The organism is Thermoactinomyces daqus (assembly GCF_000763315.1).
In the GTDB taxonomy this organism is placed as follows: Bacteria; Bacillota; Bacilli; order Thermoactinomycetales; family Thermoactinomycetaceae; genus Thermoactinomyces_A; species Thermoactinomyces_A daqus.
On record NZ_JPST01000006.1, the window covers coordinates 85,420 to 102,572 of the forward strand.

A 17,153-nucleotide genomic window follows, 5' to 3' on the forward strand; every position below is an offset into this window, starting at 1 on the left:
AGACAGGTTTTTTTTATAAATATGAGGTGAAAAATATGCAATGGCTGGATGGACATTGTGATGTACTGAGCAAAATGTGGAAAGATCCGGTGAAGCATAAGTTCTACGACCCTCAATCGAAGCTGGACAGTTCGTATTTTAATTTGCGGGAAGCGACGGTCGCTCTGCAAGTTTTTGCTGTTTGGGTACCGGAGACGGTAGCCAAAGCGCAGCGGCTCCAAGTTGCTTTGAAGCAGATCGACCTCTTTTATGAAGAGATCATCCAGGACGAGCAAAATGTCATCTTGATTGCCGATCGCAAGCGTTTGAGAGAATGTTCGCCGGAACGGATCGGGGCGCTTCTGCTGCTTGAGGGAGCGGATGCCCTGCAAGGGGAACTGGCCAATCTGCGGCTCTTGTGGCGTCTGGGAATCCGGCAAATGGGTCTTACCTGGAATTATGCCAACGAAGTGGCCGACGGAATTGAGGAGGAACGTGGAGGAGGATTGACCCGGTTCGGACGGCAAGTGATTGAGGAGATGAAACGACTGCGCATGATCCTCGATGTTTCCCATCTGTCGGTGAAGGGATTCTGGGAGGTCATCGGGGAGGAAGAACTGCCGATTCTCGCGTCACATTCGAATTGCCGGGCCATCTGTCCGCATAAGCGAAATCTCGAAGACGACCAGATCCGGGCCCTGATCGAACGGGATGGAAGAATCGGGGTTACTTTTGTCCCGTCTTTTGTCCATGTTTCTTATCCGGATGCGTCGATTTCCCATGTGCTGAAACATATTGATCACCTATGCGGGCTGGGAGGGGAGGATTATATTTTCTTCGGCTCGGATTTTGACGGAATCAGCTACAAAATCAAGCATCTGGAGAGTTATCGTTACATACATTACCTAACAGAGGCCCTTTTAAAGGCATTCCCTGAGTCTTCTGTGAAAAAATGGTCTTGGGAAAATGGCTACCGATTTTACGAAAAACAATTATCTTTATAAAACAGCAAAAAATGCGAGCAAAATGAATCTCATCTTCTCACAGAGGGTTTATTGGGATTTTTAACAGATAAATTCCAAAGAGAGAAAAGTTTAATAGGTTGCTTTTTGTCTGGCAGAGGACTAGAATTAATACATGAAAATGCTATCACTCGCCACAGGGGGGGGTTTTGAATCCTCTCGGGGCAAGAGTTGATATAAATTTTTTTTCATTTCATATTGTGTAGTGTGTGGCTGTATTAAAGGAGATGAGTTCATTGGTTAAGCAGCTTTCGTGGAAAGTGGGCGGACAACAAGGGGAAGGTATTGACAGTGCCGGCGAAATCCTGTCTTCGGCACTCAATCGAAAAGGGTATTATCTGTACGGGTACAGACATTTTTCCTCACGGATTAAGGGTGGTCATTCCAACACCAAGATTCGGATCAGCATAAACCCAATCCGCTCCATTTCCGACGAGCTGGATATTCTTGTTGCATTTGACCAGGAAACGATTGACTTGAATGCTCACGAGTTAATTCAAGACGGAGTCATCTTGGCCGATGCCAAGTTTAATCCAACCGTTCCGGAAGGAGTAAACGCTCGCCTTCTCGTTGTTCCATTTACGAAAATCGCTGAAGAAATCGGTATGGCCCAAATGAAAAACATGGTGGCTGTCGGAGCTTCGACTGCACTTTTGGGCATTGATGCGGACTCGTTTAAAGAAGTCATTGAAGAGAGATTTGCGCGCAAAGGGCAAAAAGTTGTGGACCGAAATATGGAAGCGATCACAAGAGGGGCTGAATATGTAAGAAGCGAGGTTGGGAACAGCTTTACCCAATTCCGTCTGGAATCCTCCGATGGCAAAAAACGGTTGTACATGATCGGAAACGATGCCGTCGCTTTGGGAGCCATTGCAGCTGGTGCACGCTTGATGGCAGCTTATCCGATTACGCCATCTTCTGAAATCATGGAATATCTTATCAAAAAGCTGCCCGAATTCGGTGGCACCGTTGTACAAACCGAAGATGAAATCGCTGCCATCACCATGACGATCGGGGCGAACTATGGCGGCGTCCGCGCATTGACCGCTTCTGCCGGTCCGGGGCTTTCCCTCATGACGGAAGCAATCGGTTTGGCCGGTATGACCGAAACTCCGGCGGTGATCATCAATACGCAGCGCGGGGGTCCGAGTACGGGTCTGCCGACCAAACAAGAGCAGAGTGACTTGCTGGCAATGCTGTACAGCACCCATGGTGAAATACCGAAAATCGTGATTGCTCCAAGTACGGCCGAAGAATGTTTTTACGACACAATCCAGGCATTCAATCTTGCCGAAGAGTATCAATGTCCGGTAATCGTTTTGACCGATTTGGCTCTTGCGCTGGGTAAACAAACGGTTGAGCCGCTGGATTACGACCGGATTCAAATTCGCCGCGGAAAACTGGTGGGCTGGGATGAAGAGTTGCCGAAACTCGAAAATTCCGAGCTGTTCCCGCGCTATGAGTTTACGGAAGACGGCATTTCCCGCCGTGTGCTCCCGGGCAAGAAAAACGGGTTGCACCATGTGACCGGGGTTGAACATGACCAGACAGGCCGTCCATCCGAAAATCCGGTTAATCGTAAAAAAATGATGGAGAAACGCTTGTCCAAACTGAAAAACGGCATTGATTTCGATACACCGGTCTACCTGGACGCTGCCCATGAGGATGCGGATCTTCTCATTGTTGGTTTCTGCTCTACCCGCGGCACGATTCATGAGGCCAAAGAGCGTCTTGAGGCTGAAGGCCTGAAAGTAAATCACGCCCATATTCGTCAATTGTTGCCATTCCCGAGCGACATTATGCTTGAGCAAATGAAAAAAGCGAAGAAAGTACTTGTTGTAGAAAACAATGCTACGGGGCAATTAACCAATCTCATCAAAATGAATATCGGAATGGCAGAAAAACTGGTTCATTTCGGTAAGTATGACGGCAATCCGTTCTTGCCTTCCGAAATTTACAAACAATGTAAGGAGCTGTTGGTTCATGGCCACATTTAAAGACTTCCGCAATAAAGTTAAACCCAATTGGTGCCCAGGTTGTGGAGATTTCTCCGTGTTGGCCGCCATGCAGCGCGCTTTTGCCAATGTAGGGTTGGAACCGCATGATGTGGCCATTGTCTCAGGGATCGGTTGTTCCGGACGGATTTCCGGTTATGTAAATGCTTATGGTTTTCACGGTGTACACGGACGCGCATTGCCGATTGCTCAGGGGTTGAAACTGGCCAATCGTGACTTGACGGTGATCGCTGCCGGCGGGGACGGAGACGGCTTTGCCATTGGTATGGCCCATACCATTCACGCCATCCGCCGTAATGTCGATATTACCTATATCGTGATGGATAACCAGGTTTACGGGTTGACCAAAGGCCAAACCTCGCCGCGAAGCGAAGTTGGCTTCAAAACGAAAAGCACGCCGTACGGTTCAATCGAATCGGCCATTCACCCCATGGAAATGGCTTTGACCGTGGGGGCCGGCTTTGTCGCCCAATCGGTTTCCAGCGATTTGAAACAATTGACCCGCGTGATCGAAGAAGGAATCAAGCATAAAGGTTTTTCTTTGATCAACGTTTACAGTCCTTGCGTCACCTACAACAAAATCAACACGTATGATTGGTTCAAAGAGAATCTGGTCAACCTGGATCAAGTTGAAAACTATGATCCGTCCGATCGCCAGCTGGCCATGCAAACGCTGATGGAAAATCATGGTCTGGTAACGGGGGTTATCTACCAAAACAAAGAGCAGCAATCATATGAAAGCAAAATCAAAGGCTTTAAAGAAGAGCCGCTGGCCAAACAAGACATCATGATTTCCCGCGAACAGTTTGATAAATTGGTTGCCGAATTCGCATAATAATGGACAAACAGCCACTTCGCCAAATGAAAGTGGCTGTTTCTTTATTTACCGGGGGGGGTGTGAAGATGAAATGGACGGTATTGGGATGCCAATCCCCTTTTCCTGCACCGGGCGGGGCGACTCCGGGATATCTGCTGGAGGCTGGCGGGAAAAAGATTCTGATCGATTGCGGCAGTGGAGTGTTATCGCAATTGGCCAAGTTTCTTCCGCTCTATGAAGTGGATGCCGTCATTCTTTCCCACTTGCATCATGATCATATTTCCGACTTTTTTGTTTTGCAGTATGCGATCATGATTGCCATGAATCAAGGCATGAGGAACCGCCCGTTACCGGTCTGGTCCCCTGCTCAGCCAGATTCATGGTTTCGACAATTGAGCTATGGGCGTTATATTCAAAGGCAGGCGGTAAAAGAAGGGGACATGCTGAAGTTGGGAGATGTAAAGATTCAATTTTTTGCTACGGATCACCCTGTCCCTTGTTATGCGATGAGAATCGACTCCGGCGGGCAAACGATTCTGTATGGGGCGGATTCAGGTCCAAAAACGGATTGGATCAGCATGGCGGCAAAGCCGGACCTGTTTGTTTGTGAAGGCTCATTTTTGGAAGCGGAACGCCCTCAAAACCCTGTCAGCCATTTATCTGTAAAGGAAACGGCAATGGCAGCCAAACAGATCCAAGCGAAACAGCTCCTTATTACTCATCTGTCTCCCCTTGCTGAGCTGAGCGAGGTGGTCAGGGAAGCAGCATCGGTATATCCAGGCCTTTGTCATCCGGCAAAACCGGGATTGATCATTCACCTTGCCTGAGCCGCAATTGGGTTTGCGCACGGAAAGGGGAAAGAATAACTCTCGCCAGTCCGGGTTCTTTGTGTTAAACTGGTACACATGGATAATTGGGCTTGTTCATTGTCAGGAATGTGGATCATCAGGCAAAACATCACCTGATCAAAAATAAAAAACGAATGCACTCATATAATGGCGGGAATAAGGCCCGCGAGTCTCTACCGAGCTGCCGTAAACAGCCCGACTATGAGTGAGCAAAAATGAAGAGACCTGGAAAGGTCTGAGGCTGTTGACAAAATTCAATTGGAGGGGATGGGTGTTTTCTGCAACGACCTTTGTGACGAAGGAACCGGGAGCAGGGAAAAGCATCTGAACTCGACGGACATCCGTTAATCAGCTGAGACCCGTATAGATCTCTTTGCCGGTGTTCGTTTGCACCCGGGTAACCCGCTCACTCCGCGTGGGCAGGCTGCCGGGGTGCTTTTTACTATCACCTGTTTGGGAGGGTGCGAAATGCAAAGTTTGGAAAATAAAATTCTGTTGGAAGGTCAAGTGCTGTCAGATGAGATCTTAAAAGTGGATTCCTTTTTGAATCATCAGGTTGACCCGTTTCTGATGCGGGAAATCGGTGAAGAGTTTGCCCGTCGTTTCAAAGATGAAGCCATTACCAAGGTTCTGACGATTGAATCGTCGGGAATTGCGCCGGCAACGATGGCGGCACTGCAACTCGGGGTTCCGCTCGTCTTTGCCCGGAAAAAGAAATCCCTGACCATGGCCGATCAGTATTACAAGGCGGAAGTTTTCTCTTTTACCAAGCGGGAAACCACTCTGATTGCCGTCGGAAAACCGTTTTTAAATGCGGATGATCACGTCTTAATCATCGACGATTTTCTGGCGAACGGACAAGCAGCAGAGGGATTGATTGATGTGGTTCAACAGGCGGGGGCTCATGTAGTCGGTATTGGAATTGTGATTGAGAAGGCATTTCAAGATGGAGGAACAAGGCTTCGGCAAAGTGGTTTTCGCGTGGAATCGCTGGCCAGGATCGCTTCGCTTCAGGATGGGGCCATCTCCTTCGTGAAAAAAGAAAAAGTATAGGATAAAAGACCCTTGATGATGGCTTTGTGCCAGCCGAATGAATGGCGCGGGAAGGGGAAAAACACCCCCTCCTCGCCTGATATTCGTTCTCATTCCCATGGCTGAAGCCGGGGTTTTTGGGGATCACCGGCCTTCTTGCCCTTTTTCCATCCATACTTCCAGTCCGATTGAATCTTCCTGAATTCTACATGTTTGAAAGCGGCTTTTTGCGATTAACTCCGTAAACTGTTTTTTTGTATATGCGCGTTTGATCAACATCCATTTAAAGGCCCATTTTGTCAGCAATGCGTTCAATCCGGTAAGACCCAGATCCTCCTCGACGTGCCTTTCCATTACTTCTGTGGAAACATCGCCGCGCAAATCCATAATCACCGCTTTTCCGCCAGGTTTTAAAACCCGGTTCATCTCATTAATGGCATTGACCGGCTGGGCAAAGTTTTTAAAGGCAGCCCGGCAGATGATAAAGTCAAACGTTCCGTCATCAAATGGCATCCGGGCGGCATTGCCATGCTGAAAATCGATGGTTACACCTGCTTCTTTCGCTTTGGCCTGTGCAATCTCCACGAATTTTTTACTTATGTCCAAGCCGGTGATTCGGTAGTTGCCCAGTTTTGCCAGTTCGATTGACAAGTATCCCGGTCCCGGGGCAACTTCCAAAACGGATCCGCCTTCCGGAACAATGGCGGCAACCTTCTTCGCATCTCTTTTGTATTGCTCCATATTTTTTTGGGTGTTTTTTGCATACCACGAAGCAATAAATCCTTCCATGCCAATCCCCTTGTAACCTTTTGGCGCTTTATCGGACATATCCGGTTCCTCCTTGTTTCCTTTGCTTCCCCTGGAACCCGTCAGCTGTGACGGTTGTCCAAGGGGGAAAACTTATTCGCAATCTCACGCAGCCACTTCTGATCCCAATGGATTTTTCCTGTGTCGATGTCATGGATCACGGAGCGGACCCATGCCAATTCTGCTGCATACATCGCGTGTTGATATTCGGTCTCGAGCAGGAACAAGCGGGGGAGCCCTTCAGATGTCACGGTTTGCAACTGGTTTTGGGTTGCGTTCAAACGGCATTCAAGTGCCCTTTCTCTTTTTTTTAGTTCCCGTACCACCTCATCCGACGGGAGAAGCATCATAAAAGAGACGGCGGCGGGAAATTCCGGAAATTCCGGTTTCGGTGTGGACAGTATTTCCCTCAGCCAAGTCAATGCCGCTGTTCTTCCTTTATCCGTCACTTCGTAAACGGTCAGTTCCGGTTTCCCTTCATGCTGTTTTTTTTCCCGAACGGCAATGGCGCCGTCACGAAGCAAACGGTCAATCGTCTGATAAATGCCCGTTCGGTGACGAATGTTGATGACCTCGTGTTTCCCCCTTTCTTTTAAAAGTTGTTGCATGCGATAAGGGTGCATCGGTTCCTCGATGAGAAGCGAAAGGATTGCGAGGGCGATCGGGGATTTTTTGATTGTCTGTTTCATAGTAATAATATTACTATTAATAATATGACTAAGTAAAGAGGCGGATCTTCTTTTTGGGCCAATTCCTTTTCATGATCGGCTGAAAAGAGTCCTCAAAAACGAAAAACGCGATTCTCCCTTTAAAAAAGAAAAGAATCGCGTTTTTCATAAAAGTTGGAAAGGGGGCATTACTTGTCGGTTTTTCCTCTCCAACCGATAAATTGATGTGCCCGATTGAAAAGCGTAGGATAAACAAATAAGCCCATCAGAATACTGGTCAGTGTCGCCGAAGCAGTAAAAGAAAACATGATCAATAGCTGGTAACGCACAGCTTCAATCGGATTCGTGCCGGCAATGATCAACCCGGTCATCATTCCGGGCAGTTGCACCAGTCCGACTGTTTTAAGTGAATCGACTATGGGAATCGTCCCGGAGCGGATCGCTTCCCTGGTCAGCCGCATGCTTGCCTGACGGCTGGTCGCTCCCAACGATAAGGCAACTAAAATATCCTCACGCATCTGTTCCGCCTGTTGTCTCATCTGATTCAGGACGAGAGAGGAGACAACCATGCTATTACCCACGATCATTCCACTGATGGGAATAAGAACTTGCGGTTTGGCTTGAATCAGGTGTAAAAAGAGCATCATGAGCAGGGTAAAACCGGCGACGATGAAAATAGTCAAAAAAATGCGGCAAAAAATCCAGGGAATTCCTTTTCCCCGAGCAGCCGCGTTTTGGGAGGCGACGGTGATCATCACCAATAAAACCAGCCCGATCCAATACCAATGGTTACTGGTGAAAATAAAATGAAGGACATAGCCGATGCTGATTAACTGAATCGTGGCCCGAATGGTTCCGATGATCAGATCCCGTTCCAGTTTCAAACGAAGCCAGAGGGAAACAAACATGGAAATCAATATAAATCCCAGGGTGGTGACCGTAGCTGTCCAGGTCATCGCTTCATTTCCTCCTGTCGCAAATGCCCGCTTTCCAAATGCCAGACTTGATCTGCGATGCGCCGGGCTTGTTCCGGTTGGTGAGTAATCCATAGCACCGTATGCCCTTTTTCCCGATAGCACCGCATCTCCTGTTCAATCCGTTCCGTGCTCTCAGGGTCAAGCGAAGCTGTTGGTTCATCCAGTAACAGTACATGCGGATTTAAGGAGAGAGAACGGGCCAAATGGACGCGTTGTTTTTCTCCGCCGGAAAGTTTTTCAATCGAACGGGTGAGATACGATTTTGACAGACCAACCCGCTCCAGCAATCGCGCCATTTCTTCTTCGGACATCGATTTTCCTTGTAATTTAAGGGGGTAGTTTAAGTTATCGGCCACGGTTTTGGGAAATAAAACAGCTGATTGAAAAACATAGTGGACTTCTCTCCGCAGTAAAATCGGGTCCCATTCTGAAAGCGGTTTTCCTTTATATGTAATCGAACCGTGATCCGGGTCCTCCAAGCGGTTTAGTAGACGGAACAGGGTGCTTTTGCCGGTGCCTGAAGGTCCCATTAAGGCAATAACCGATTCTGGCGGAATGACTGCACTTACTTCTTTGAGAGGGGTGGTTCTTCCTTCCGGGGAGTCGTATGATTTGGTGACTTCGCGAAGTTCGATCAGCGGTTGACTCTTGGGCAAATGGATCACTCCTGCAAAATGGGATGGTTTATCAATGAGAACTGTCCCGATCCTAATTCACAGTGTATCAATAGTGGATCCGATTTGCCATAAGGGTTTGGACTCTTGGCAAACATAATCTGTGAGAATAAAGCAATCGGGAGCGAGGGGATGCTCCCAGGCTCCCGGTTGCAATGGATGATTATAAAAAAAGAAGAGGAAAAGGGAACAGATTTTCTGGGATGAAGTGACGCTCGCTTGTTTTTTCCTCTTCTGTTTTCTTATTCGACTTTATCCGGGGTTTTACGTCCCTTTCGTTAGTTGTTGTCGCCGCTGGAAACCCTGATCATTGAACCATTGGTAAACATCATGTATAATAACTTAGTTAAAAGCTGTAATTTCCATCTTGTTGAATACAAGCCGAGTATGTGATTTCACCAAATGATGGTTTTGAATGGAGGATTTTTTGGAATGGGGGGCTGAAGTCTGTGACTCAAAACTCCCAACCGTTTTCAATATGCCTGCTCCATCTCATTTTCACGGTGAATCGACTGTTTTTTCATATATGGAAAGGATACTCTCACCAGAAAGGGTGAATAAACATGAGCAAACAAGTAAAGGACTACAGCCAATACTTTGTTGCTCCGGACTTAAAAGCGGCAAAGAAACGCGGAAAAGAAGAAGTGCAAGTGATTCAGTTTGAGGAAATCCCCGAGAATATGCGTGAGGTCGGCAAGGGGAAAAACTATTTGATCGAAACGTACGGCTGTCAGATGAACGTTCACGATAGTGAGACGATTGCCGGGATTCTTGAGAGAATGGGGTATTCCCGGACTGAGCGCGAGGAGGATGCCGACATCATCCTGCTTAATACCTGTGCGATCCGGGAAAATGCGGAGGACAAGGTTTTTGGTGAGTTGGGACGCCTGAAACAGTTGAAGCTGGAGAACCCCGATCTCATTCTCGGGGTATGCGGATGCATGTCCCAGGAAGAAGTGGTTGTCGGACGCATTTTAAAAAGTTACCAACACGTTGACCTGATTTTTGGAACGCACAATATTCACCGCCTTCCGGTACTTCTGCAAAACGCCCTTTTCAGCAAGGAAATGGTGGTGGAAGTATGGTCCAAAGAGGGCGATATTGTTGAAAGCATGCCCAAAGTGCGGGAAGATGGCTTGCGCGCTTGGGTGAATATCATGTACGGATGCGACAAATTCTGCACGTACTGCATTGTTCCGTATACCCGGGGGAAAGAGCGGAGCCGCCGGCCCGAAGATGTGCTGGACGAGATTCGCGAATTGGCGCGCAAAGGTTATCAGGAAGTCACCCTGCTCGGGCAGAACGTGAATGCTTACGGGAAAGATTTTACCGACCGGGAGTATACGTTTGCCGATTTGATGGACGATGTGCGCAAGATCGGCATTCCACGGGTTCGCTTTACTACGAGTCATCCGCGCGATTTTGATGACCATTTGATCGAAGTGTTGGCCAAACGCGGAAATCTGGTGGAACACATCCACTTGCCGGTTCAGTCGGGAAGTTCGGAAGTGCTTAAGTTGATGGCACGTAAATACACGCGCGAACGCTATCTGGAATTGGTTTCCAAAATCAAGAAAGCAATTCCGGATGTGGTGCTGACCACGGATATTATCGTCGGCTTCCCCGGGGAAACAGATGAGCAGTTTGAAGAAACCTTATCTCTCGTCAAAGAAGTCGAATTCGATTCTGCTTTCACCTTTATATACTCGCCCCGTGAAGGAACGCCTGCCGCGAAGATGAAAGATGACGTGCCGATGGAAGTGAAAAAAGAGCGGCTGGCCCGCCTCAATCAATTGCAAAACGAGATCAGCCGGCGCAAAAATGAGGAACTGCGCGGGCAAGTGGTCGAAGTGCTCGTTGAAGGGGAAAGCAAAAAAAATCCGAATGTCCTGTCCGGCCGAACCCGAACCAATAAATTGGTTAACTTTGTCGGGCCTAAACATCTGATCGGAAAATTTGCGTATGTGCGGATTGACGAGCCGCAAACATGGACGCTAAAAGGTGTGTGGGTGGAAGAAAAACCGCTTGCGAAAGTGGGTGGATGAGGTGAATGCCATTCCCGAAAACCATCCCATCCTGGTCGAGGCGCGGAAATTTGCCGAGTTGCTCAGCAGAAGCGAGGAAGTGATCCGCTTTCGGCTGGCGGAAGAGCAAGTCGAAAAAAGCGAGTCTGTGCAGAACAGCATTGCCGCCATCAAGCGCAAGCAAAAAGAATGGGTTCACGCTAAACATTATAAAAAAATGGAATATGCAAAGCTTCTGGAGAAAGAGTTGGATCAGCTTAATCAATATCTGGACGAGATGCCGATCGTTTGTGAGTTCAGGCAGCGCCAGGTCGAAGTGAATGACCTGCTGCAAACCATTCAGCAAGTGCTGGCGGATACTATTTCCAAAAAAATAGAGGTGGAAACGGGCGGACCGGTAAGGAGCGGCTGCGGAAGCGGCGGCCCCTGCAACTGCTCGTAAAAAAAAGGACGTCCCCACGGTTTTTTTCCGTGGGGTTTTTTTGCACTCTAGACGATGGCCCTGCATACACTTGTTAATGAACATGTTTGGAGGAGGGAAGCATATTGTCCTATACAGATAGAGCCGTGGAGTACCGTCAGATAGTGACCAAAGCGGTATGTGGAAAAGGAAGAAAATTTTCGCAAGTGACACATACCATTACTCCGCCGGAAAAATTGCACACGATTCTGGGCGCGTGGGTGATCAACCATCAATATGAATGCAGCAAAGTCGGGGAAGCGGTTGAAGTTCGCGGTAGCTATGATATTAATATCTGGTATTCGACAAAAGGAAACACCAAAACCGATGTTGTCAAAGAAACCGTTTTTTATACAGAGCAGGTTCCGCTGAGCTATTATGACCAAAACACCCGGGATGCCTCAGTTTCAGTTAGTGCCGCTGTGACGCAGGCTCCAAACTGCGTGGAAGCGTCGATCGCCTCACATCATGATGGAGTCGATGTGCGAATCGAAAAGGAGTTTGCCGTCGAAATGATCGGAGAAACCAAAATTTGTGTACCCGTCTACCCGTTGGAATATGCGGAGCTGGATGATAAAGAAGTGGCGAGCGGGTACAGTGAAATGGATGAGTCCTCTTTTGACGATTTGGATCCTGATCTGGTCATCGACGATTTGGAGGACTAGGATTGAGTGTAAAAGATGAAAAATTGATTGCCGGCTGCTGGTTTTGCATCAATCAGCAGCTTATGTTTGCAGAGGGTCGGGTGGTTGCTCCTGATCCTTTTTTTGTGTCACCATCTATCATATGCTTCAATGCTCCGCCCGATTAGACTTTTGTCTTTTGCTAACCATTTTTCCCCGTTCCACATACTATATCAGCATCATGCCCTTGAAGTGAGCAAGAGAGATGGGAAGAAAGGGGAAAGGTTATGGGCACCATTACCCTTCCTTATCTGGCAGTAGATCATGGAAAAGGGATTCGCGATTTCATTGTGGAAAAGCAGAATTTGGCATCGACCATCCGCTTGGAACTGCCGGAAGCAAGCAGGCTATCGGAATACATGCTTGTATTGAACGATGAGAAACAGGTGACGAAGTGCCGGAATTTGGTGGAGCGAAATCGGATATTGCTGATGCATGGCCTGCCTGTGGCAGTGAATGCAACCATATTGAGAGAGTATATTTTGGCCGTTTTCCAAACAAGGGTTTTGCTGATCTATCGTTCAGTAAACAATTCCGCCTTTCTTCCGGCTGCCAAAAAACAAAGACGGGTGACTTACCGGCGCGTTCCCCTGTCGGAACGGACGAGGGAAACGCGCAAAGCGCAGGAATTGGCCATCCGCGCCGTTTATGCACTCGGATTGGACTATGGCGTTGTCAAACTGGGGATTGGCACGGGAAGGAAAATGGTGATTCAGCAAGTGAACCCGTCCCCGCGTTTAAATAAGGAAATGGAAACGGCATATGTGCAGGCGATCACCCAATACATGAAAGGGTGTGCACGCTCCCGGACACCGTTGGAGGAGATTGTTTTGGGGGCAGACCCTGAATTTGTCATGGAATCACCGCAAGGAAAATTGCTGATTGCTTCAAATTATTTTCCCGTTCGCGGCAAGGTGGGATGTGACGCGATCTGGTTGGGTCAAAATCGCTCGCACAAACCGCTTGTCGAACTCAGACCCGACCCGACGCCAAATCCGCGACAGCTCGTTGTGCGCATTTATCAGTCACTCATTTTTGCCAATAAAAAAATGGGAAAAGTTCCGGCCAAGTGGCTGGCAGGTGCCATGCCGTATGAGGGATTTCCGCTGGGAGGGCATATCCATTTCAGCGGTATACAGCCGGATTTTAAATTGCTCCGGGCACTGGATAACTATTTGGCAATGTTGCTCGTGATCGCAGAGGATGAAAAAGGGAAGAGACGGCGTCCCAAATACGGTTTTCTGGGGGATTTTCGCTATCAGGACTACGGCGGATTCGAGTATCGGACGCCGCCGAGCTGGCTTGTCTCCCCTACACTGACCAAAGGCGTGTTTGTGACAGCGAAGCTGATCGCCGCCAATTATAAACAGCTTCGGTATAACCCGCTGGCCGATGTATCGATGCAGGAAGCCTATTACAAAGGGCGGAAACAGGCGATTGCCGACTGGCTCCCCATCTTGTGGCAAGATCTGAAACAATGCCCGGATTATAAAGTGTACCAGGCCTATTTGGATGATTTTTACCATTATCTCGCCTCCGGGATCACTTGGGATGAATCGCAGGATTTTCGCAAATTTTGGCGTTTGCCGCCATACGGCAAGAAAAAAACGGAGCAAACATAATGTGTTGAATGGTCATTCGTGTTACAATGGTGTAATGAAAAACAGAAAAACGGAGGCAGAGAACGTTGGCAAAATATACGCCGATGATTCAGCAATACTTATCGATTAAGGCACAATATCCTGATGCCTTTTTATTTTTTCGTTTAGGCGATTTTTATGAAATGTTTGTGCGCCCATAAGGGTTCTGAGTGAAATCTGCCCCTGGCAAGGCAGTTGGCGGTCGGACGCACGGATGCCAATCGTCAACCAGCTGATCCGAAGGGGAAACCCGACGGGGAGTGTAGCATGCTGGTAAAGCCGTAAGTTGCTGGGTTGCCACAGCACGACTGAACGGCAAGACGAAATGCTGTGAATGAGGAAGAAGGCTGGACTGCTTGAAGGATAGCCCGAGCTGGCCGATCATAGCCTGTGACGGAAGGCAACCGGAACGTCACATGGTCAAGCCGCACGGCAGAAAGACATTGCCGGGCGGGGCGTCCCTTGACCAAGCATCTCCGTCGGAGACAAAAGGGCGAACGTCCCATCCGACATCACAGCGCGCCTGTTCCTCAGAATCTAAATGGGGATCACCTAAGGCGGAAGGCTTGTTTGCAGCTATGGCACATGAGGTGTCTGAATATCCGCTATGGTGACGGAGTCTCCGTAGTAGTCCGCGCCAGGGAAAGCCTGGTACATGGCGAAGGGAGACAGCCTGCTGCGTTTAACGCAGGGCGAAGGAAGGAGCGGGAGGCTCCGGGAAAATCCGGCGTCTTGCGTTAACCGGTTTAGCCGTGAAGGTCATCGCACTTTTACATTACATATTCAGCAAAAACAGGCAGGATGAGCAGTTGCCGCAGGAGATGGAGGCTAAACCGGCTCCGGCAGGTGGAGAGCCGTATACGCCGAGAGGTGTACGTACGGTTCGGAGGGAGGGGCGGAGAAACCAATCGCCGCGAGGCGGTCAGGCGCTCGGTTCCTACCCTACTTTGAAGATGCCGAAAAAGCGGCGGAAGAATTGGAGATCACGCTGACAAGCCGCGATGGCGGCAACGAACGAATTCCCATGTGTGGAGTGCCTTATCATTCCGCTCATACGTATGTGGAACGTTTAATCGATAAAGGGTACAAAGTTGCGATTTGCGAGCAGATCGAAAATCCTGCCACGGCCAAAGGCGTCGTGAAGCGGGAAGTGGTCCGGGTGATCACCCCGGGCACGATTATCGAAGAGAATATGCTGGATGAGAGAGAAAATAATTTCCTGCTCACCCTGTCAGGCTCTGAGGGGGAAATGGCCCTTGCCGCGGTTGATCTGTCCACGGGGGAATGGCATGTTACCGAGATGACCGATGGTTTGGAGTTTGTGCTGGATGAAGCATCGAGCTATCGTCCGAGAGAGATTGTCCTTGAGGAAAAACTGGCACAAAACACGGCTCTTCGCGAAAAGCTGGAAACGCGGTTGAAATGCCTGATCACGTCTTTCACCCTGACGCCGCAGGAAGAGGCGGAAGTGATGAAAGAGATGCCCCGGCAATTTCCCGATGCTGCGGACGTATGCAAAACTCCGGGACTGGAACGCGTTGTCCGCCTGTTGTTTGCGTATCTGCAACAAACGCAAAAACGGACATTGGGGCATGTTCAGCGTTTGCGCCGCTATGATGCGAAACAGTATATGATGCTTGATGAGTCGGCAAGGCGCAACCTGGAGCTGACGGTGACACTTGCCGACGGGAAAAAGAAGGGATCCCTGCTGTGGCTTCTTGACCAGACGGCAACGGCCATGGGAAGCCGCCTGCTGAGAAGGTGGCTGGACAAGCCGCTGTTGAGCTTAAGTGAAATTAAGCGGCGACAAAATACGGTCGAATCCTTTTTGTCCGATTTTATTTTGTTGGACGAGGTTCGCGATTTGCTGAAGCAGGTTTATGATCTGGAACGGTTGGCGGCCAGGATTGCTTACGGGTCCACCAATGCCCGTGAACTGGTCAATGTCAAGCGGTCGCTGTCCGTGATCCCGCAGCTGCGCGAGCGTTTAATCAATTCCGGTTCTCGTGAATTGGTTGAAATGGGGGAAGGTCTTGACGAATGTGTGGATGTGCGGGAATGGATTGCCTCTGCGATTGTCGATGAGCCCCCGGTATCGGTCAAAGAGGGAGGAATGATCCGTGAGGGCTTTCATGAAAAATTGGACGAATTGCGGGCAATCCAAAAGGATGGAAAGAGCTGGATCGCCGGACTGGAGCAGCGGGAAAAGGAAAAAACAGGAATCAAATCGTTGAAGATTGGATATAACCGCGTGTTCGGTTATTATATCGAAGTGACCAAAAGCAACCTGCATCTGGTGCCGGAAGACCGTTACCAGCGGAAGCAAACGCTGGCCAACGCCGAACGGTTTATCACTCCGGAATTAAAAGAGCGGGAGCAGATGATTTTAAACGCGTCAGAAAAATCGGTGGAGATGGAGTATGAGATCTTTGCGGAAGTGCGTGCCAAAGTGGCGGAACAAGCAGCCCGTCTGCAGCGGCTGGCCGAATCTGTCGCGGAATTGGATGTGTTGCAGGCTTTTGCTCTGGTGGCCAAAAAATATCAATATACCCGCCCGCGCGTACATGCGGAAGACGGGTTGAAGATCAGGGCGGGGCGCCATCCGGTTGTGGAGGCGGTCACCCCCGGCGGGGAATTTGTCGCCAACGATGCCGATCTGGATGCCAGGGATCGCCAGATTTTACTGATCACCGGCCCCAACATGGCAGGCAAAAGCACCTATATGCGGCAAGTGGCGCTGATTACGATCATGGCGCAGATCGGCAGTTTCGTTCCGGCCGACGAGGCGGAGATCGCCATCGTTGACCGCATTTTCACGCGGATCGGGGCGGCGGACGATCTCATTGGCGGGCGCAGTACCTTTATGGTCGAGATGGCCGAAACGTGTCACGCGCTGAAAGAAGCGACACCGCGCAGTTTGATATTGCTGGATGAAGTGGGACGCGGAACCTCCACTTACGACGGAATGGCGCTCGCGCATGCGATCGTGGAGTATATTCACGACCAAATTGGAGCAAAAACGCTTTTTTCGACGCACTACCATGAATTGACCGGTCTGGAGGAAACATTGCAGCGTTTGGTCAATGTTCACGCTCAGTGTATTGAAAAGAACGGAAAGGTCGTTTTTTTGCACCGGATCATTCCCGGGGGAGCCGATCGCAGTTATGGCATCCATGTAGCGGAATTGGCCGGCCTTCCGGCAACTGTGATCAAGCGGGCGAAGCAGCTGCTTCATGAGCTGGAGGGGCGGATGGAGAGTGAGGCGACGGCCAAAGAAACGACGGCTGAGGATTTGTCCGGCCAGTTGAGCTTGTTTGATTACCAAGGGGTGCAAAAGAGCGATCCGGTTCAGGCGCCGGCTGTCAAAGAGGCGGACGGGATCGGTGCGGAAATTGTTCAGGCCGTTAAAGAATGGGATTTGATGAATAAAACCCCGTTTGAATGCATGCAATTTCTCCATGAGCTGAAACAAAAATTGAACCGATAGAAAATGAAGGGGAGGGGAGA

17 protein-coding genes, 1 pseudogene and 1 riboswitch are annotated in these 17,153 nt (G+C 49.3%); of the genes and pseudogenes, 14 read left to right on the forward strand and 4 right to left on the reverse strand.

All coding sequences use genetic code 11. From position 1 onward, the window contains the following. The first annotated feature begins 35 nt into the window (after window positions 1-35). The 5 genes from JG50_RS0103255 to JG50_RS0103275 all read left to right on the forward strand — a co-directional run bounded on the left by JG50_RS0103255 (window position 36) and on the right by JG50_RS0103275 (window position 5,734). Window positions 36-983, forward strand: coding sequence for a dipeptidase (locus tag JG50_RS0103255; RefSeq protein WP_033099678.1), 948 nt, complete (start codon window positions 36-38; stop codon window positions 981-983). 254 nt (window positions 984-1,237) lie between these two features. After that, window positions 1,238-2,998, forward strand: a complete 1,761-nt coding sequence (locus JG50_RS0103260) for a 2-oxoacid:acceptor oxidoreductase subunit alpha (RefSeq protein ID WP_033099679.1) — start codon at window positions 1,238-1,240, stop codon at window positions 2,996-2,998. Further along, window positions 2,985-3,851, forward strand: coding sequence for a 2-oxoacid:ferredoxin oxidoreductase subunit beta (locus JG50_RS0103265; RefSeq protein ID WP_033099680.1), 867 nt, complete (start codon window positions 2,985-2,987; stop codon window positions 3,849-3,851). The genes JG50_RS0103260 and JG50_RS0103265 overlap by 14 nt, the downstream gene beginning before the upstream one ends. Before the next feature lie 68 nt (window positions 3,852-3,919). Beyond that, on the forward strand, window positions 3,920-4,660 hold the full coding sequence (locus JG50_RS0103270; protein WP_033099681.1) for an MBL fold metallo-hydrolase: 741 nt from the start codon (window positions 3,920-3,922) through the stop codon (window positions 4,658-4,660). Window positions 4,661-4,801: 141 nt separating this feature from the next. Then, window positions 4,802-4,903: riboswitch (purine riboswitch) on the forward strand. A 246-nt stretch (window positions 4,904-5,149) separates the two neighbouring features. Further along, a complete protein-coding gene (locus JG50_RS0103275; RefSeq protein ID WP_033099682.1) occupies window positions 5,150-5,734 on the forward strand; it encodes a xanthine phosphoribosyltransferase in 585 nt (194 codons plus the stop codon). Between the two features lie 123 nt (window positions 5,735-5,857). On the opposite strand, the gene JG50_RS0103280 is transcribed toward JG50_RS0103275, so the two are convergent. From JG50_RS0103280 to JG50_RS0103295, 4 genes are all read right to left on the reverse strand, one after another. Beyond that, on the reverse strand, window positions 5,858-6,541 hold the full coding sequence (locus JG50_RS0103280) for a class I SAM-dependent methyltransferase (RefSeq protein ID WP_033099683.1): 684 nt from the start codon (window positions 6,539-6,541) through the stop codon (window positions 5,858-5,860). A gap of 41 nt (window positions 6,542-6,582) precedes the next feature. Then, window positions 6,583-7,209 carry a PadR family transcriptional regulator gene (locus JG50_RS0103285; RefSeq protein ID WP_033099684.1) on the reverse strand — a complete coding sequence of 209 codons (627 nt, stop codon included), beginning with the start codon at window positions 7,207-7,209 and terminating at the stop codon, window positions 6,583-6,585. Window positions 7,210-7,376: 167 nt separating this feature from the next. Continuing rightward, complete coding sequence (locus tag JG50_RS0103290; RefSeq protein WP_033099685.1) at window positions 7,377-8,144, reverse strand: ABC transporter permease; 768 nt, start codon at window positions 8,142-8,144, stop codon at window positions 7,377-7,379. Then, window positions 8,141-8,821 carry an ABC transporter ATP-binding protein gene (locus tag JG50_RS0103295; RefSeq protein WP_033099686.1) on the reverse strand — a complete coding sequence of 227 codons (681 nt, stop codon included), beginning with the start codon at window positions 8,819-8,821 and terminating at the stop codon, window positions 8,141-8,143. The genes JG50_RS0103290 and JG50_RS0103295 overlap by 4 nt, the downstream gene beginning before the upstream one ends. Before the next feature lie 581 nt (window positions 8,822-9,402). On the opposite strand from JG50_RS0103295, the gene miaB reads away from it, so the two are divergent. From miaB to mutS, 9 genes and pseudogenes are all read left to right on the forward strand, one after another. Continuing rightward, a complete protein-coding gene (miaB, locus tag JG50_RS0103300; protein ID WP_033099687.1) occupies window positions 9,403-10,884 on the forward strand; it encodes a tRNA (N6-isopentenyl adenosine(37)-C2)-methylthiotransferase MiaB in 1,482 nt (493 codons plus the stop codon). Then, window positions 10,865-11,305: a RicAFT regulatory complex protein RicA family protein gene (locus JG50_RS0103305; protein WP_220184938.1), complete on the forward strand. Its 441-nt coding sequence runs from the start codon at window positions 10,865-10,867 to the stop codon at window positions 11,303-11,305. Before miaB ends, JG50_RS0103305 begins: the two co-directional genes overlap by 20 nt. 104 nt (window positions 11,306-11,409) lie before the next feature. Next, complete coding sequence (gene cotE, locus JG50_RS0103310; protein WP_033099688.1) at window positions 11,410-11,988, forward strand: outer spore coat protein CotE; 579 nt, start codon at window positions 11,410-11,412, stop codon at window positions 11,986-11,988. Window positions 11,989-11,990: 2 nt separating this feature from the next. Next, window positions 11,991-12,134 (forward strand): hypothetical protein, encoded by a 144-nt coding sequence (locus JG50_RS19930; protein WP_160173796.1) that lies wholly within the window; start codon window positions 11,991-11,993, stop codon window positions 12,132-12,134. A gap of 99 nt (window positions 12,135-12,233) precedes the next feature. Then, window positions 12,234-13,628 (forward strand): putative amidoligase domain-containing protein, encoded by a 1,395-nt coding sequence (locus JG50_RS0103315; protein ID WP_052153951.1) that lies wholly within the window; start codon window positions 12,234-12,236, stop codon window positions 13,626-13,628. A gap of 65 nt (window positions 13,629-13,693) precedes the next feature. After that, a pseudogene (locus JG50_RS19215) lies at window positions 13,694-13,795 on the forward strand (MutS N-terminal domain-containing protein); the annotation flags it as partial. A 421-nt stretch (window positions 13,796-14,216) separates the two neighbouring features. After that, on the forward strand, window positions 14,217-14,387 hold the full coding sequence (locus JG50_RS19935; RefSeq protein WP_160173797.1) for a hypothetical protein: 171 nt from the start codon (window positions 14,217-14,219) through the stop codon (window positions 14,385-14,387). A gap of 68 nt (window positions 14,388-14,455) precedes the next feature. Beyond that, window positions 14,456-14,638 (forward strand): hypothetical protein, encoded by a 183-nt coding sequence (locus JG50_RS19655; RefSeq protein ID WP_152568467.1) that lies wholly within the window; start codon window positions 14,456-14,458, stop codon window positions 14,636-14,638. After that, entirely contained in the window at window positions 14,623-17,133 is a 2,511-nt protein-coding gene (mutS, locus tag JG50_RS0103325; RefSeq protein WP_052153952.1) for a DNA mismatch repair protein MutS, read from the forward strand. The genes JG50_RS19655 and mutS overlap by 16 nt, the downstream gene beginning before the upstream one ends. Window positions 17,134-17,153 lie beyond the last annotated feature (20 nt).

Excerpts from the sequence above, each read along its gene's own strand:
- JG50_RS0103255 (WP_033099678.1), top strand. The coding sequence starts at position 36 with ATGCAATGGCTGGATGGACATTGTGATGTACTGAGCAAAATGTGGAAA.
- JG50_RS0103265 (WP_033099680.1), top strand. The coding sequence starts at position 2,985 with ATGGCCACATTTAAAGACTTCCGCAATAAAGTTAAACCCAATTGGTGC.
- JG50_RS0103270 (WP_033099681.1), top strand. The coding sequence starts at position 3,920 with ATGAAATGGACGGTATTGGGATGCCAATCCCCTTTTCCTGCACCGGGC.
- JG50_RS0103275 (WP_033099682.1), top strand. The coding sequence starts at position 5,150 with ATGCAAAGTTTGGAAAATAAAATTCTGTTGGAAGGTCAAGTGCTGTCA.
- JG50_RS0103280 (WP_033099683.1), bottom strand. The coding sequence starts at position 6,541 with ATGTCCGATAAAGCGCCAAAAGGTTACAAGGGGATTGGCATGGAAGGA.
- JG50_RS0103285 (WP_033099684.1), bottom strand. The coding sequence starts at position 7,209 with ATGAAACAGACAATCAAAAAATCCCCGATCGCCCTCGCAATCCTTTCG.
- JG50_RS0103290 (WP_033099685.1), bottom strand. The coding sequence starts at position 8,144 with ATGACCTGGACAGCTACGGTCACCACCCTGGGATTTATATTGATTTCC.
- miaB (WP_033099687.1), top strand. The coding sequence starts at position 9,403 with ATGAGCAAACAAGTAAAGGACTACAGCCAATACTTTGTTGCTCCGGAC.
- JG50_RS0103315 (WP_052153951.1), top strand. The coding sequence starts at position 12,234 with ATGGGCACCATTACCCTTCCTTATCTGGCAGTAGATCATGGAAAAGGG.